This is a genomic window from Variovorax sp. E3 (assembly GCF_016082275.1).
In the GTDB taxonomy this organism is placed as follows: domain Bacteria; phylum Pseudomonadota; class Gammaproteobacteria; order Burkholderiales; family Burkholderiaceae_C; genus Variovorax.
This window is the reverse complement of the sequence record NZ_MOWM01000064.1, coordinates 1-15,200: the sequence shown is the minus strand read 5'-3', so window position 1 is coordinate 15,200 and position 15,200 is coordinate 1. Positions and strand designations below refer to the sequence as shown.

Genomic DNA, 15,200 nt, shown 5'->3' with positions numbered 1-15,200 from the left:
ATGACCACCACGCCCTTGTCCCGCCCGCGTCTGGGTCTGTCGCGCCTGCTGCCTGCCGGCGTTGATCCGGAGGCCTTGCCACTTCTGGTTGCCCGGGGCCTTCGCGCCTTCGGCGACGGCTACATGGCCGTGCTGCTGCCGGCTTACCTGCTGTCGATCGGGTTGGGCACACTGGAGGTAGGCATCGTCAGCACGGCAACGATGTTGGGTTCTGCCTTGGCCACGCTGGCAGTCGGCGCCTGGGGATACCGTTTTCCTGGCAGGCGGCTGCTGCGAGGCGCCGCCTTGCTGATGGCCGCGACGGGACTGGGATTCGCGGGCTTGTCGTCGTTCTGGCCGCTGCTGATCGTGGCGCTGGTTGGCACGCTCAATCCCAGTTCGGGCGATGTCAGTGTGTTCCTGCCGCTCGAGCACGCCCGCTTGGCCGCGGCGGCTCAGGGGCACGCACGAACCGCGCTGTTTGCACGCTACAGCCTCATGGGCGCACTGTGCGCGGCACTCGGTGCCCTGGCGGCCGCCGTACCTGACTGGTTGGTGCAGCACGGCGAGTTCGCGCGCCTCGACGCATTGCGGGGGATGTTCGTCGTGTACGCCACGATCGGGCTCGTCGTCTTCTGGCTCTATCGGGGTCAACCGGTGCACGCCGGAGCCGGCAGGCCGGACCGTCCGCCTGTGGCCCCGGTGCCGCTCGGACCGTCACGCCGCGTGGTGGTGCGGCTGACGGCCCTCTTCAGCGTCGATGCTTTTGCGGGCGGCCTGACGGTCAATGCGCTGATGTCGCTGTGGTTGCTGGAGCGGTTCGGCTTCTCGCTGACCCAGGCCGGCGTGTTTTTTTCTGGACCGGCCTGCTGAGCGCGGCGTCACAGATCGCAGCGCCTGTGGTCGCGCAGCGTATCGGCTTGCTCAACACCATGGTCTTCACGCACCTCCCTGCCAATGTTTGCCTGGTGTTGGCCGCGCTGTCGCCCAACCTGCCGATTGCACTGGGCTTGCTGACGATCCGCAGTGCGCTGTCGTCGATGGATGTCCCAACGCGGACGGCTTACGTTATGGCCGTCGTGACGCCGGGCGAACGCGCTGCGGCTGCGAGCTTCACCGCCGTGCCGCGAAGCTTGGCCGCGGCCATCAGTCCGACGATCAGCGGCGCACTCTTTGCCGCCGGCTGGATCTCGCTGCCACTCATTGCGTGCGGACTGCTCAAGATCACCTACGACCTGACGCTCTGGCGCGCCATGCGACGAGATCGATCGGACGCGGAGTAGCCTGTAAACGCGGTCGAATTATGCGAACGCGTTCAAATAAATGCGAATGAACCGTTCTGAGGGTCGTTGAATGCGAATGCCCTTGGGCGACGCCCCAAGGAGCTCTGTGGTCGCAGCTTGAGCGGTTCGCTCTGGTCTGTGAACCGGCAGACGTTGCGAGCCACCCGGTCCGGCTTCAGAGGCTGAGCACCCCTTTGGATGCCTCAGCCAAACGACACCCCCCAAATGGAGGATGCCGGGATCGGCTTGACGGGCGCAGACTGCAGCTCCTGTCGGCATCGCGAGCGACATAGCGAAAGGCCAATTGCTAGAAGCAGAGCATCAACCAAGACCAATTGGCCAGCACTGTGAGGAGAAGCATGAAAACTCCAACCCGCGCCTCCGAGGCTTGGCTGGCAAAGATCTGTCGTGTCGCGAATGGCTTTGCCAGCCGCCTTCTGCTCACGTTACTGGTCGCGCACACCTTTTTCCTGACCAACGCGCAGGCGAATTTCCCTGCGCAAGGGCTGTACTCGGCGCACAGCGTCAGGTAACTTCACCGACGATTTTGAGTACATCAATCCGATGACATTTTCTGGGCCGTACTACAAGTTCGCAGTTGGACTTGCAACCGGCCTCGGTGGAAGCTATTCGCGTACCCAGATCGGTGCGGCGCCATCCAGTGGCTGGGGAACAGAGGGCGGGCTCGATGTGAGTGCCGGGGTGGTTTCTGGGAGCGCGAGAGCGTCTCGCATTGTTCCGTGAGTTGCAGGTGCCCCTGATGACGGCACTGTTTGGTCTCGCAATCGCTTTGGCCGTCATTGACGGCGTGCTCCAGTACCGATGGGCAGAGAACTATTTTCGATTCGGGCTGCCTGTGTATTCGATAGATCTTCAAGCAGCGCCGAGTGGTTCATCTGACAAGTACACGATTCGCAAGACGGACCGCGGATGGATGATTCGACAGAAGCACTATGGCCTTGCACGATATGCGACACATCATGGGTATGCGGTCTCTCAAGGGACTGGCTCTGGGCGGTGTGTGTTCTTTGTTGATTTGAATGTTCCCTTCTTCGGAGCATTCATCGTCTCCGCGATTGTTGAACCCTCTCTTTTTGCCGCCCTTCTTGGTGCAGTCTTGTCATGGTTCATCGCTCGCCTCGTGGTGATGCGGAGCGCGAAAAGCCTGGCCGCGTAGGCATGGAACAGGAAGCAACCGGATAGTCTCAGCACGCAGCGCAAGGAGGCGCCCAATCATGAAGCAACAAGTTTCGCGTCTTTCGCCACATCAAGACGGCAAAGTATTCGGTGTGTGGATCGCACTCAGCTCTCTGATGTTTGTGGTTCCATTTGTTCTTTATTCAACATCTTTGCACCTGCGGGAAGTGTTGGCCCCCCAGTTCTGATGATGTTGCTTGCGCCGATCATGTACCTTGTGTTTGGTTATCTTTCAATCGCGATCGGCTGCGCGATCTATAACTTCATGTTCAGGTTTCTTGGCGGCATTGAGTTCGAGGCAAAGAACGAAACCGAGGAACGGAGCTGATCAGCGTTGTCATCACGAGCCTCGGCCTTCTTTGTTCTTCGGACCGCTCGTCGCAGTTGCGGGACTGTGTTTCTGGGACGCGCCTGTGGGAATGTGCATACCCCCGCGGTTGGACACCGGATTTGTCTGCTTCGTACTCGGCGGCACCTGCTCTATCTCAAGAAAAAGGCAGTGCCGTGGTCGCCCGGGCGTGTTGCGGAATCGATGATTTCTCTCCACGACTTTCCTACGGCGCGGAGGTCGTCCGCACTGGGACCCATCGTATTGCCGTAGCGCTCCAATGTCTTGGCGGCGATACGCGCCACGACCAGAGCGGGGGTGAGCTTGCGATACTCCTCCTTGAGAGCGTTGCGTTCCGCCACCGCCCAACGAGCGACGTGCTCTTCGCTCGCGCCTGAACGAAGCAGCTGCGAAGCTGCGTCGCCCAGTGCAACGACGGCAGCCTCGTACTTCAGGCGAAGAGCATGTGTCGACATAGATATTCGGCGATGAGTTCTGGCCGCATTCTGCAGTGCCCGTAGCGGCCAAGCGCCTCCAGTTCCCGCGAGAAGCTGGCCTCGCTACCGGCGCTGCCGTCCGGCCGCGGCCCACATCCTCATGCCCAGCGGAATGGCAGTCGCACGCACAACCTCCGAAATCCCGCACCCAGGGCCAAAAAAAGCCGCACCTGCTTTCACCTGGAGGCGAATCGGGCCCCAAGTGGTTGATTTCAAAGGACCGACGCCAGGGCGCATCTGATGGCGGCGCTACAACACACGCCGGTCATCGGCTACTTCCACAAAGCGTCCGTTTGATGAGGGTTGAGCCATGAGTACATGGCTCAATCCGCGGTCCGCATGATTCGGGTGACGGGCTTCACGATTGCCGGACGCCTGACCTCGAAAACTTCAAGGTTCAAGTGAGACCGCACATGCTCGCAGCCGACATACGCCATGATTTTTGTGAGTTGCTACAGGATTTTTGTCATTTTATCGCTACCAAGTCAGATTTTTTATACCAGCCGGCGCTGAGTCGTCTTGTGCGCCAGGGGCGGAGAGCCTGATTTCAGGGGTACCGCAACGGCGGCTGCGCCCGGCCGCTGGCCGGGCGCCAGCGTAGCCAGCGACAGCGCAGGCCTGCATGCGGGCAGGGATACCTGCGTGACGTTTGCGAAGGGCAGGGGAGGGCTTGCCTGTGAGCCCTGAGGCTACCCCCTCGTTCTCGCGTTCAAGGCCCTGCGCGCGCTGGCGCGTGCTCGGCGCGTGCCGCGCGCCTGCGGCGGCCTGGAGCGCTGCGCTGCGACGGGGTGGCGGGGTCTCGCAGGCAATCCCGCCTGTGTCATCCGCAGGAGTCCATCATGACCGCTTCTTTTTCTTCCTCTTCCACCGTTTCCCCAGCTGCTTCTTCCTTGTCCCCCGTGGCGCTTTCGCTGTCGGGGCCGTCTGCGGCGCACGGCTTCACCGCGCGCGAGCAGTGCGTGCTCGAGGCGCTGCGGCCGTTCCTGGGCGCTGATGCCCAGGGGCTGTACGAGGCGCAGGGGCGCTCGCTGCACAAGCTGATCTGCTTTGCGCGGGATTCGTCGCTGCCCGGGTGCGTGCAGCTGCTGTGCGGGCTGCGCCTGGCGCGGGAGCTGCTGGCCGAGGAACTGCGCCCGAGCGAGACGTTCCGCTCGACTTATGCCGTCTTCGACTACCTGAAGCTGCACTTCGCGGGGCAGGCGCATGAGAGCTTCGCGGTCCTGTACCTCGATGCGCGGTGTGCCTTGCTGGCCTTCGAGGATCTTTTCCGGGGCACGCTGACGCAGACAAGCGTCTATCCGCGCGAAGTGCTCAAGCGCGCGATGCGGCACAACGCGTCGGGGGTGATCCTCGCGCACAACCACCCTTCGGGCGAGGTGGAGCCGTCGTCGGCCGACGTGGCGGTGACCGAGGCCCTGAAGGGCGCGCTCGCGCTGGTCGACGTGCGGGTGCTGGACCACATCGTGGTCGCGGGGAACCGGGCGGTGTCGATGGCCGAGCGCGGCCTCGTTTGATGAGGCCGGAGGGGCGCTTCAGCGCCCCTTTTTCCTTTCTTTTCGTTTTCTCGCCCGTCGGGCGCTGCGCGGGTGCAGGCTCCTTACGGAATTGGCGTGACAGGCATGGGCGTCAACGCAGGCGGTGTTCCACGGTTCAAAGCGAACCCAAATGATTGATCAGCGCGGCGGTAGACGCTGCTCAACACGCATACTGCCGGCCGCCATTGCCGCATCTTGACTACCGCCCTTTGCCTGCGGATGGCCACTGACGCGCTGTATGCAGTAAGCGCAGCACCTGCACCTGATCGGCCTTGACGGCGTAAATCAGAATATAGCTGCGGTGAGCAACCAGCTCGCGGGTTCCCTGCACGCGGCCCGGCTTGCCCATCTCGGGGATATTGGCCAAGCGCGCAGCTTTTTCCGAGAACAGTTCGTCGATTGCCAGTGCTGCACTTGGGTTGTCGCCCGCGATGTAGTCGCGGATGGCACGTCGATCTTCCTGCGCCGGCCTGGTCCAAACCAGTTTCACGACTTGCGAGAGGGATTTAGCCCTCGCCGCGTCTCAGCTCGCCAGGCGGCGGCCTCGGCTTCGACTTCCTCCGCCGACACAAGATCGCCAGCATTGGCAGCGTCCAAGCCGGTCTGCACTTGGCGCCGAAACCAAGTGTCATGCTCGGCCGCATCTTGCTGGCGTTGAACAAAATCCCTCATGAAGTCGCGCAGGAGCTGCGCGCCAGTACGGTCATTGGCCTTGGCCGCGTTGGAAAACTCTGCCTTCAGGGCTTCTTCGACCCGAAATGTGAAAGTGGTTTCGCTCATGGCAACAACCTCAATGTGTTACGCGGTAAGTGCATCGTAGCACACCACGCCAAGCATACCGACTATGGCGGGAAGGCGTCGGCCGTCATCCATCGGTGATTTCTTGCTTCAAGTTCGATAACCTTCCTCACCAAGCATGCAGTTCCCCTCAATCGACGCCAGCGCTATGACGCCGGTCGCCAACTGTTCAATTGGCTGGGAGTTGTTCGCTGCTGCATCAAAGGGCCACGGGTCGCTAGAGGCAGTGCGTCGCATCCCTGCTCCCAAGAGCTCACGAGATGGAAAATGGAAATCAGCCCGCGCCGCCCGCACCTTCCATTCGGCTTCGGCGTGATTCGCCTCACGCTGCCGGCCGCGCAACGACTGCAACAAAACAAAGTTGACTTCTGCTTCGTGATGTTCGGCCCAGCCGAAAAGCGGCCCCGAGGACCTGGTGCCCAATCGATGCTTCCAATGCTCTCGGATGCGCCTAGAAACGCTTCGCGTCTGGCCAACATAGCAGGCCACGTTGCCGGCGCTGCCGGCAAACAATGCGTAGATCCAAAAGTCGTAGATCGGACCATGAACGCCGGCGATGCCAGCTTTCATGGCCTTTGGATGGTCCGGCAAGAAAAGCCTAAACCTGCGCCCCGCCGCATCCTTCACGCCAACGTACGACGCGCCACGTCGCGCCAAAACCAGATTCTTGTCGGCCACGAAGCGAAGCAACTCAGCAATGTCCGAAATTGCGCCTGAGTTGATATCCCGCTGGTAGATCTTCTTCTGAGTCATGCACCTGCGCCTCCCGTCTTCCAATCCTACAGATCGCTGGGGAGCCCACAAGAATGTCTGATCGTTGTGCGCCGTGGCACCTGCAGCATCGCCAGATTCAACGATGCTCGAGAGCCGTGACCCTGACCCAGAAAACCAGACCATCGAAAAGTAGAAACTCCGGCATGATTTTTCACCCGTTGAAATGGGGGATATGTCATGAAGAGAAGCAGGCTCACGGAAGAGCAGATCGCCTATGCCCTGAAGCAGGCGGAGCTCGGCACCAAGGTCGATGAGGTCTGTCGCAAGATGGGCATCAGTGACGCCACGTTCTACAAATGGCGACAGCGATACGGCGGCCTGGGCCCGTCGGAGCTACGACGGTTGAGGCAACTGGAAGAAGAGAACGCCAAGCTCAAGCGCCTGGTAGCCGATCTGAGCCTGGACAAGGCCATGCTGCAGGACGTCCTGTCAAAAAACTTTGAAGCCCTCGCGCAAGCGCGAACTGGCCGCCGAACTGATGCAGCGATTCGGTGTCAGCATGCGCAAGGCCTGCGCAGTGATTCAGCTCAGTCGCGTGGTGTACCTCTATCGATCAGTCGCACGCAGCGACAAGGCGTCTGACGTGTCGCCCCTAAAACGACTCAGTGGTCCATCGGATGCGAACCGGCGGGCCACTGATAGGTCAGCTGACGCTCGTGCCGCATGGCAAGCAGCACTGCTTCCTGCGCGTTGTGCGCGTACAGCACGACATGGCGAGCCAGCACCAACTCCCGCAGTTGGGGCATGCCCAGGGCTCGCGCAAGTCGTGTCGCTTGGGCTGCTTGGTATTGACCCCAGGCGGACTTGGTGTCGAGGAAGCGGGCCGGGCGTCCGCTGGCCGGCTCAAAAGAAATGAGCTGGCGCGCCCTCACAACTTCTTGCTGCAGCTTCTCAAACCGGACGGCTGCGGAGGCGGCGTCCTGCTGCTGCATGAATGCGTAGGCCGCGCGCAGGCAACCTAGAAAATGAGGTGCCGCGCGAACTCTCGCATTGACAGGAATGCTCACGCTGCGGGAAGGCTGGAAAGCGCACGGTCCAGTTCGGCGTCCGACACGAACTCTCCGGCCAAGGCTTGCTCCAAGCCAGTGATTGCGTCGTTGGCAAGCACGAGGCTCGCGTGCTCGGCTTCAAGGGCATGGTAGTAATCGAGACGTCGCGCGTCGACCAGTGCCACGTAACTCGCCCCGTTCTTGGTCAGCACTTTCTCCGCTCCGCTGCCGACGACGTCCTCGGCCAGTTCCGTCAGGCGGGCACGTGCTTCGCTGATGGGCACGATGTCTGAGGCGCGCAGCGGCATATACGGAATCCATTAATGTTTACGTTAATACCAGTGTACCGGATGGGCTCTCCCTTGGCAAGACGGCGCTTGCGCTCGGATTGTTCGATGGCCATCCCCGTGCAGCGGATCCCATCGCGAATGGAGATGCACGTCGCATGTGACGACCTTCTGGTGTCGATGCTGCATTGAAGTGACTCATCGATCGGCGCGTGGCACCCTTGAAGCGAGCCTTTGGTGCGGGAACATGGGGCCCGACTCGTGCTTTGTGAGCGATGGCTGGTGCGGATCGCTTCGCGCGCCCGCGCGAAGGCGTCGCTCCCATCGTCGTTGCCCGGTCCACGGGTCCGCCGGTCCGCATGGTCGGCATCGCGCGACGTGCCAGGTCCTGGGGGAAGGCGCGGGCGCTTCGGGGCCGCTGCGAAGGGTGGGGGAGGGCTTGCCTGTGAGCCCTGAGGCTCACCCCCTCGTTCTCGCGTTCAAGGCCCTGCGCGTGCCGCGCGCTGCGGCGGCCTGGAGCGCTGCGCTGCGACGGGGTGGCGGGGTCTCGCAGGCAATCCCGCCTGTGTCATCCGCAGGAGTCCACCATGACCGCTTCTTTCTCTTCCTCTTCTTCCACCGTTTCCCCGGCTGCTTCTTCCCTGTCCCCCGTGGCGCTTTCGCTGGCGGGGCCGTCTGCGGCGCACGGCTCATGGGCGTCAACGCAGGCGGTGTTCGACGGTTCAGGGCGAACCCAAATGATTGATCAGCGCGGCGAGATAGTCGGTGCACCTCCTGCGCCGTGGTCGCACCTTTGCAGACTTCGATGGCTACCGTGTGGTGCTTCAGCATGCGGCATGGGGGACCACATCGTGGTCGCGGGGAACCGGGCGGTGTCGATGGCCGAACGCGGCCTCGTCTGAGCGCGGCTGTGCGCGGGCCTGTGCGGCCCGGGGGCGCTTCGGCGCCCCTTTTTCTTGCTTTGCGCCGGGCCGAGGGTTTGCGCGCGCAGGTGTGTTGTATGCGCAGTGGCGCGTTGGCCGCGCCTTCGCGGCGCAGCCTGTCCAGCGCGGCCCCGGCCGCGAGAAGGCGTCGCGAGCGCTGCGCGCTGAAGCGCTGCGGCGCTTGGATCCCCAGGCAGTGGCGTGCGGTGATGCCCGGGGCGACGCGGCCCTGGCGAGGGTCCTGCGGCTTGCGGCCGTGATGGTGGCGGTCTGCGCTCGGTCCGCCTCTGGATCGACGCATGGCGCGGGTCGCTCCCCGCTCCAGGGTGAAGGCGTTGCCCCCGTCCTCGCCCGGTCCTCGCGGTGCTCGGCTGCGGCCTGCGGGCGGGCCCTGGACCGTCTCGCTGGCCCCTTGCCGGGTCTGCGTCGAGGCGGCTCCGACAGCAGATCGTTTTTCCACCACCGCGGCAGATGCCGCAGAAAGGCTTCGCCATGACCGCACCCTCCCGCTCCCTTCGCCGCGCGGCGCGCACGGCGCGTTCCGCACCGCCGACAGGACCCGCGCGATCCCGCCGGGCCGCGCAGGCATCGATGCCTGCGGGCGTTCCCCCCGCACCCCCCGAGGACCCACCGCCAGCAGATCGAGGGGAGGCGGGTCATGCACGGGCGCACGGTGGCGACCGGCCGGATGTTCGGCAGGCGGTCACGGACCGGATCGTTGCGATGCTCGCGCAGGGCGGCCATGTGTTCCGCGCGCGCTGGGTCGCGGCGGCTTCGCGCGGCATGCCGCGCAACCGCTGCACAGGCCAGGCCTACCGCGGCGTGAACGTGCTGCTGCTGTGGGACGCGGCCATCGCGGGCGGCTATGTGCGCAACGTGTGGCTGACCTACCGGCAGGCGTGCGCCCTCGGCGCCCAGGTGCGCAAGGGCGAGCATGGCGTGATGTGCGCGCATTTCGAGCGCGTGGCGCGCGATGTCGTGCGCGGGGCCCGCGCGGCGGGTGGGGTCATCGAGGGAGGACCCGACGCGGAGGATGGCGAGGGCGGGGAGGGCGCTGACGCGCGCGCCGGCTTGGTGCTGCGTTGCCGGCCGTTCTGGCTGTTCAACGTCGCGCAGGTCGACGGGTTGCCTGAAAGCGTGGCAGAGGCGATGGGGAAGGGTGCGCCGGGGGCGACGGATGAGGCCGGCGGCGCACCGGACGAGCCGGCCAACGCCGTGGAAAAAGCGCTGCGCCTGGCGGCGGGTTGCGGCGCGGTCGTGCGCCACGGCTTTTCGGGGGCGGTGTACCTGCCGGGGCTCGATGAAGTCCGCCTGCCGCTGCCGCGGCAGTTCGTGAACGGCGAGAACTACTGCGCCACGCTGCTGCACGAGCTCGTGCACTGGACGGGCCATCCGCAGCGGCTGTCGCGCGCTTTCGGCCAGCGCTTCGGGGATGCGGCCTATGCCTTCGAGGAGCTGGTGGCGGAGCTTGGCTCGGCCTTCCTGATGGGGCACTGCGGGTTGGTGGACGCCACCATCGAGGGGCACGCGGCGTATCTGCAGGCCTGGCTCGCGGTGCTGCGCCGCGACCGCACGGCGATCTTCACGGCCGCGCGGCTGGCCAGCGAGGCCTTCGATTTCCTGGTGGCCCGGCAACTGCCGCCGCTCGGGACGCTGCAGCGCCCCTAGGCGCCACGGCGCTTCGCTGCTAACGTCGTGTCCATGGTTTTGCCCGCCTTCCCGACGCTCGTCCAGCTCGATCCTGCGCTCCAGGCGCGCCTGAAGCGCCTGGCTGCGGCGCGCCATCGGACGCCGCACTGGCTGATGCGCGAGGCCATTGCCGAGTATGTCGATCGCGAAGAAAGGCGCCACGCCCTGCACCGGGAGGCTGCGGCCGCCTGGGAAGCTTTCGGGGCAACCGGTCTGCATGTCTCGGGCCGTGAGGTGACGGCTTGGGTGCAGACCTGGGGTGCTGAGGACGAGCGGCCAGCCCCGGCCTGCCATACCTGAGGTTCGCGCCTGCATGCCCGCCCCTGCGCGTGGGGCGCGGGCACGGTCGCTGCCGGCACGGGGCGCCGGCCTGCTGCAGCCGCACGTTCGCATGAACGTCGACCGCGGCAGCGGCAGCGGCAGCGGCGCCGACGGTGCGCGCTTCGCCGCCCGGCCGATCCCACCGACCTCGGCATTGCCATCGCCCTGCGAACCGGTGGCACCCGCGCCGACCGGGCGGGCGGCGGGGCGACGCCACGCTGCAGGTGATCGGCGGCGTGCGCCTGCACGCGAAAGTCGGCGAGCGCCGGCGTTCCTGCGGCGGGGCCGGGCCGAGGGCAGCGGCGATGCAGGCCCTGGCGTAAAGGTGCGCTGGCAGGCGCGGCGCGTCCACACGTCACGCCTGGACTGGCAGAGGCCGCCTTCGGGCGGCTTTTCTTTGGACCGCGTGGTCCTTGGCCATCGACCGGCCGCGTCGAGGCGGGGCCGTCCGCAGAACGCCTTCCGTCGCGGATGCCGAACGCACGCGAGCGTCGAACTCGCGGCGTTCGCGTGGAGTGTTCATCTTCGCGCTGCTTGCCTGCCTGCTTGCCTGTGCAGGCCTGAAAGAAGGGGCGTGCTGTGCTGTTCCCTCGCATCCTTGCACGTCGTTCTCGCCGTCAAGGTCTGCGCGCACCGTGTGCGCTGGCGGCCTGCGGCCGTCTGCGAACCCTGACGGCTGCGCTGCGGCGTGCCGGTGTCGGTCCCGGGCCATCCCGCCCTTCATCCTTTCAAGGAGCGACCGTCATGACGACATCCGTACCGACCCTGTTGAGCGACGCGCAGCGCGCGCAGTTGCGGGCCAATGCGCAAGCCTCGGCTCAGGATCCCCGCTTCGATCCGCCGCCGGTGGTCAAGCTGTTCACGCCCGATGCGAACGCGACCTGGCTGCTGAGCGAGCTGGACGCCGAAGGCATCGCGTTCGGCCTGTGCGACCTGGGCCTGGGTTGTCCCGAGCTGGGCTTCGTGAGCCTGGCGGAACTGGAGGCCTTGCGCGGGCGCTGGGGGCTGCCCATCGCGTGCGACGCGCACTTCGTCGCGCACCAGCCGCTGAGCGCGTATGCGCGCGAGGCGCGCCTGGCGCAGCGCATCCTGGCCTGAGCCGGGGCGCGCGAGGCATCGGTCCTTCCTTCGGGTCGGACCGGTGCCCTTGGCGTGCGCTTGCGTCCTCTTCGGCTTTCGGTGCTTGGGTTCTTTCGATCCCTTCGCGGCCCGCACGAGGGGGCGTTGAAGACGCGGCGTCGAAGGTCAGCGGCGCTTGCGCCTGCGCCCTTTGGTCGAGGGCGCACCGGGTCGCCTCGGTGGCCTTGACGCGGCAGGGGCGCAAGAGGGGCGCTGCGGATTCAACCGCGGGGCGATGCCCCGCGGGGCCGCGCGTTCACGCGCGGCGGGTGGCATGGAGACGTCTGGCGCTTCGTGGGGAATGCTCCTGCAGTTGCCGGTGTTCGAGGGGGCGGGGCTTCTGACGAGCCTCCGGCCGAGGCGGTGATCTTAGCTGTGATGTGTGATGTGTGGTGCGTGCATCGCGGTGGGGGCGGACATCGCCGTGGTCGCGATGTCGGGGCGTCGATGCCGCGCAGCGTGACCTGCGCCGTTCAGAACACCGCCTCTGTCGCGCCGTGCCGTGCGGCGGACAGCACATGGGGCAGGGCACCCGCGCGAAGCGCATGTGCGCAGTGATCGGGATCCTGCGTGATGCACGGGCCCAGGCCACGGGCTCGTGCGCGCAGCGCTTGGCCTTCGCATCCGGCGGTGGCCCTCCACGGGGAGCGTCGTCCTGCGCCTGCGGGCGCCCCGGCGGCCTTGCCCGCCGTCGGGCTGCGCCAGGTTCGCGCCTGCGCGCTCATCCCCTGGCGGGGAGCGGCGTGGGCGCCGCCCTTGTGCATCCCTGGCGCGGGGACGTTCGTCCCCTGACCTCCGATGCATGACGTGCCTGCGGCACGTGGGGGCGCTCGCCGCGCGGCGACGCCGGGGGCGCATCGGCCCCGCTCGGGTGCGCCGTGGTCCTGTGTTCATCGCCTTGTCCGGTGACGCTGCGCCGGCGGCGCCGGGGGACCGGCTGCGCCTGCAAGGGGGTGTTCGTAACGCTGGCGCGTGACGAAGGCTTCCCCCTGGCTCCCCCGTCGGCGCCGTCGCGTTCGTTCACCGGGCGACGAACTCAGGAAAACGGCGGCCAGCTCCGGGTAGGAGGCCGACACGCCCCCGGGCCCTTCGTGGAAGGGCTCGGAATCTAGGAACCCGGCATCGCTTGATCCGATTCATTTGTTCATCCATTCACTCATGCAAAGGACACCGAAATGACTGCCAATGCCAATGCCAATGCCAATGCCAATGCCAATGCCAATGCCAATGCGCGCGCCGATGCGAAGGCCGCGCCCCGTGATCGTTCCCGTTCCCGCGCGGGTGCGCCCGGAAAGCGCGCCAAGCCCGGCGCCAGCGCGCCCGCCGTCAACGCCGCGCGGGGAAAGAAGGCGCCCGTCCCCGCGAAGGCGCCGCCTTCCTCCTTTCCCCGCGACCTGCTGGTGCCGCTCGAGCAGCTCGTGCTCGACGAGGCCAACGTGCGGCGCGTGCACCGGCCCGAGGGGCTGGACGAACTGGCCGCGCTGATCGAGGCGCAGGGGCTGCTGCAGCGCCTGAGCGTGGTGGCGCGCGACGACGGCCGGTATGGCGTGGTCGCGGGCGGGCGGCGGCTGCGCGCGATGCAGCTGCTGGCCGCGCAGGGGCGATGGGCCGCCGCGCAGCTTGTGGAGTGCCGCCTGTGCGAGGCGTCGCGGGCGCGGCAGGTCTCGCTCGCAGAGAACTCCGGGCGCGAGGCCATGCACCCGGCCGACCAGATGGTCGCGTTCCGCCAACTGATCGAGGACGAGCATCTGAGCGTCGCGCAGGTGGCCGCGCGCTTCGGAGTCGGCGTGTCGACGGTCGAGCGCCGGCTGCGGCTGGCGCGTCTGTCGCCGCGCTTCATCGCGATGTACCGCGAGGGCGAGATCGACCACGACCAGTTGCAGGCGCTGGCGCTGATCGAGGACCCCGCCGCGCAGGAGGCCATCTGGGACGGCCTGCGTCCCCATGACCGCAGCGCGTGGCGCATCCGCGAGACCGCCACCGAACAGGCGTGCGGCGCGGACAGCCGCCTTGCGCGCTTCGTGGGACTCGATGCCTACGAGGCCGAGGGCGGCGCGGTGCGCCGCGACCTGTTCGCCACCGGCGACGACCTGTCGGGCATCTACCTGGACAACCTGCCGATGCTGCACACGCTTGCGATGGACAGGCTGCAAGGCCATGTGGAGGCGGTGCGCGCCGAAGGCTGGTCGTGGGTGGAGGGCACGCTCGACGGCGAACGCGCGGCATGGCGCGGCTTCGGTTGCGAGGCGCCGCAACCGCGCACGCCGACGGCCGAGGAGGCGGCGGCGATCGACGAACTGGAGGCCGCACAGTGCGCCTGCGAACAGGCGCTCGATGCGCTGCGCGAAGAGGGCGACCCGGAGGACGAGGGCTTCGATGCGCGCGAGGCGCAGTTCGACGAGGCGCTGGCGACGGCCGAAGACAGCTTAGCGACCGCGCGCGCCGCGCTGCTGCAGTGGACGCCCGAACAGCAGGGCCGTGCCGGGGCGCTCGTGCGGCTGGACAGCCGGGGCGTGGTGGTCGTCGAGCGCGGGCTGCTGCGACCCGAGGCACGGACCGACCGGCCCAGCGACGCCGTCCGCGCGGGGGCCGAGGAAGAGGCCGGCGCCTGCGCGACCGCGCGGCCTGTGCTGTCCGAGCGGCTGCTGCGCGACCTGAATGCCCACCGCACCGCCGCCCTGCAGGCGGCGCTGCTGGAGGCGCCCGGGGTGGCGCTCGCGGCGCTTGCGCACCGCATGGCGGAGACAGTGTTCGGCCTCTACGGGCCGGGCAACGACATCGTGCGCGTCACCACGCATGTGTGCGGCGACGGCACGCTCGCGCAGGCCGCGAGCGACTACGGCGACAGCCGCGCCGCCGCCGCGCTCGGGCAGGCGCAAGAGCTGTGGGACGACCGGTTGCCGGGCCGGCCGGACACGCTGTTCGCGTGGCTGCTGGCGCAGCCGCAGGGGGTGGTGATCGAACTGCTCGCGTACTGCACCGCGCGCAGCGTCGATGCGATCGGGGTCCGGCCGCAGCGGCGCGCCGACCTGAGTGATGCACTCGCGCAGGCGCTCGGGCTGGACATGGCCGACTGGTGGCAGCCGACGCAGCGGCGCTACCTGCGCCATGTGAGCAAGGCCGCGATGACGCAGGCGGTGTGCGAGGCGACGGGGACCGACGCGCCGCCGGTGCTCGCGGGGCTGAAGAAGGACGAGCTCGCCGCGCATTGCGCGGGCCTGCTCGAAGGCACGCGCTGGCTGCCGCCCGCGCTGCGCGCGAAGCAGCCGGAGCCGGCGGCCCCCGACGAGGACGAGCGTTCCGCGCGTGACGAAGAGGAGGGGGCGCAAGGGGCGCAGCCGGACGGCGACGGGCCTGACGACGATCAGGACGCGTGATCGCACGGGGCCGCGCGCGGCGCGGCCCTTCGCGGCTCCCCATAGCCGCGCACTGCCACGCACTGCCACGCACCGCCACGCACCGCCACGCACCGCCACGCACC

Annotated in this window: 14 protein-coding genes and 2 pseudogenes; 10 read left to right on the top strand and 6 right to left on the bottom strand. The window is 66.9% G+C overall.

Features of this window, described 5'->3' with window-relative positions:
• The 4 genes and pseudogenes from BMG07_RS21590 (at position 1) to BMG07_RS42575 (ending at position 2,787) form a co-directional block, all read left to right on the top strand.
• A pseudogene (locus tag BMG07_RS21590) lies at positions 1–1,262 on the top strand (MFS transporter).
• A 359-nt stretch (positions 1,263–1,621) separates the two neighbouring features.
• Positions 1,622–1,795, top strand: a complete 174-nt coding sequence (locus BMG07_RS21585) for a hypothetical protein (RefSeq protein ID WP_198086263.1) — start codon at positions 1,622–1,624, stop codon at positions 1,793–1,795.
• A gap of 227 nt (positions 1,796–2,022) precedes the next feature.
• Complete coding sequence (locus BMG07_RS21580) at positions 2,023–2,439, top strand: hypothetical protein (protein ID WP_198086262.1); 417 nt, start codon at positions 2,023–2,025, stop codon at positions 2,437–2,439.
• A gap of 114 nt (positions 2,440–2,553) precedes the next feature.
• Positions 2,554–2,787, top strand: a complete 234-nt coding sequence (locus BMG07_RS42575; RefSeq protein ID WP_269759251.1) for a hypothetical protein — start codon at positions 2,554–2,556, stop codon at positions 2,785–2,787.
• Between the two features lie 152 nt (positions 2,788–2,939).
• Here the strand turns inward: BMG07_RS42575 and BMG07_RS21570 are convergent, their stop codons facing one another.
• On the bottom strand, positions 2,940–3,263 hold the full coding sequence (locus BMG07_RS21570) for a hemagglutinin (RefSeq protein WP_198086260.1): 324 nt from the start codon (positions 3,261–3,263) through the stop codon (positions 2,940–2,942).
• Positions 3,264–4,123: 860 nt separating this feature from the next.
• Here BMG07_RS21570 and BMG07_RS44245 point away from each other — a divergent pair.
• Complete coding sequence (locus BMG07_RS44245) at positions 4,124–4,798, top strand: JAB domain-containing protein (RefSeq protein ID WP_198086259.1); 675 nt, start codon at positions 4,124–4,126, stop codon at positions 4,796–4,798.
• A 220-nt stretch (positions 4,799–5,018) separates the two neighbouring features.
• On the opposite strand, the gene BMG07_RS21560 is transcribed toward BMG07_RS44245, so the two are convergent.
• From BMG07_RS21560 to BMG07_RS21550, 3 genes are all read right to left on the bottom strand, one after another.
• Positions 5,019–5,309 (bottom strand): type II toxin-antitoxin system RelE/ParE family toxin, encoded by a 291-nt coding sequence (locus tag BMG07_RS21560; protein ID WP_198086258.1) that lies wholly within the window; start codon positions 5,307–5,309, stop codon positions 5,019–5,021.
• Positions 5,306–5,599: a CopG family ribbon-helix-helix protein gene (locus BMG07_RS21555; protein ID WP_198086257.1), complete on the bottom strand. Its 294-nt coding sequence runs from the start codon at positions 5,597–5,599 to the stop codon at positions 5,306–5,308. Before BMG07_RS21555 ends, BMG07_RS21560 begins: the two co-directional genes overlap by 4 nt.
• Before the next feature lie 108 nt (positions 5,600–5,707).
• A complete protein-coding gene (locus BMG07_RS21550; protein WP_198086256.1) occupies positions 5,708–6,370 on the bottom strand; it encodes a hypothetical protein in 663 nt (220 codons plus the stop codon).
• Positions 6,371–6,568: 198 nt separating this feature from the next.
• Between BMG07_RS21550 and BMG07_RS21545 the strand changes: the two are divergent.
• Positions 6,569–6,852 (top strand): annotated as a pseudogene (locus BMG07_RS21545) (transposase); the annotation flags it as partial.
• Positions 6,853–6,993: 141 nt separating this feature from the next.
• Here the strand turns inward: BMG07_RS21545 and BMG07_RS21540 are convergent.
• On the bottom strand, positions 6,994–7,398 hold the full coding sequence (locus BMG07_RS21540; protein ID WP_198086292.1) for a hypothetical protein: 405 nt from the start codon (positions 7,396–7,398) through the stop codon (positions 6,994–6,996).
• Positions 7,395–7,688 (bottom strand): type II toxin-antitoxin system Phd/YefM family antitoxin, encoded by a 294-nt coding sequence (locus BMG07_RS21535; protein ID WP_198086255.1) that lies wholly within the window; start codon positions 7,686–7,688, stop codon positions 7,395–7,397. The genes BMG07_RS21540 and BMG07_RS21535 overlap by 4 nt, the downstream gene beginning before the upstream one ends.
• 1,625 nt (positions 7,689–9,313) lie before the next feature.
• On the opposite strand from BMG07_RS21535, the gene BMG07_RS21530 reads away from it, so the two are divergent.
• From BMG07_RS21530 to BMG07_RS21515, 4 genes are all read left to right on the top strand, one after another.
• The gene (locus tag BMG07_RS21530; RefSeq protein WP_374221308.1) at positions 9,314–10,258 is read left to right on the top strand and encodes an ArdC family protein; all 945 of its coding nucleotides are present in this window, start codon (positions 9,314–9,316) and stop codon (positions 10,256–10,258) included.
• Between the two features lie 33 nt (positions 10,259–10,291).
• Positions 10,292–10,579: a CopG family ribbon-helix-helix protein gene (locus tag BMG07_RS21525; RefSeq protein WP_198086254.1), complete on the top strand. Its 288-nt coding sequence runs from the start codon at positions 10,292–10,294 to the stop codon at positions 10,577–10,579.
• Positions 10,580–11,344: 765 nt separating this feature from the next.
• Entirely contained in the window at positions 11,345–11,698 is a 354-nt protein-coding gene (locus BMG07_RS21520; protein WP_198086253.1) for a DUF2958 domain-containing protein, read from the top strand.
• Between the two features lie 1,196 nt (positions 11,699–12,894).
• Positions 12,895–15,096, top strand: coding sequence for a ParB/RepB/Spo0J family partition protein (locus tag BMG07_RS21515; RefSeq protein ID WP_198086252.1), 2,202 nt, complete (start codon positions 12,895–12,897; stop codon positions 15,094–15,096).
• The last annotated feature ends 104 nt before the right edge of the window (positions 15,097–15,200 follow it).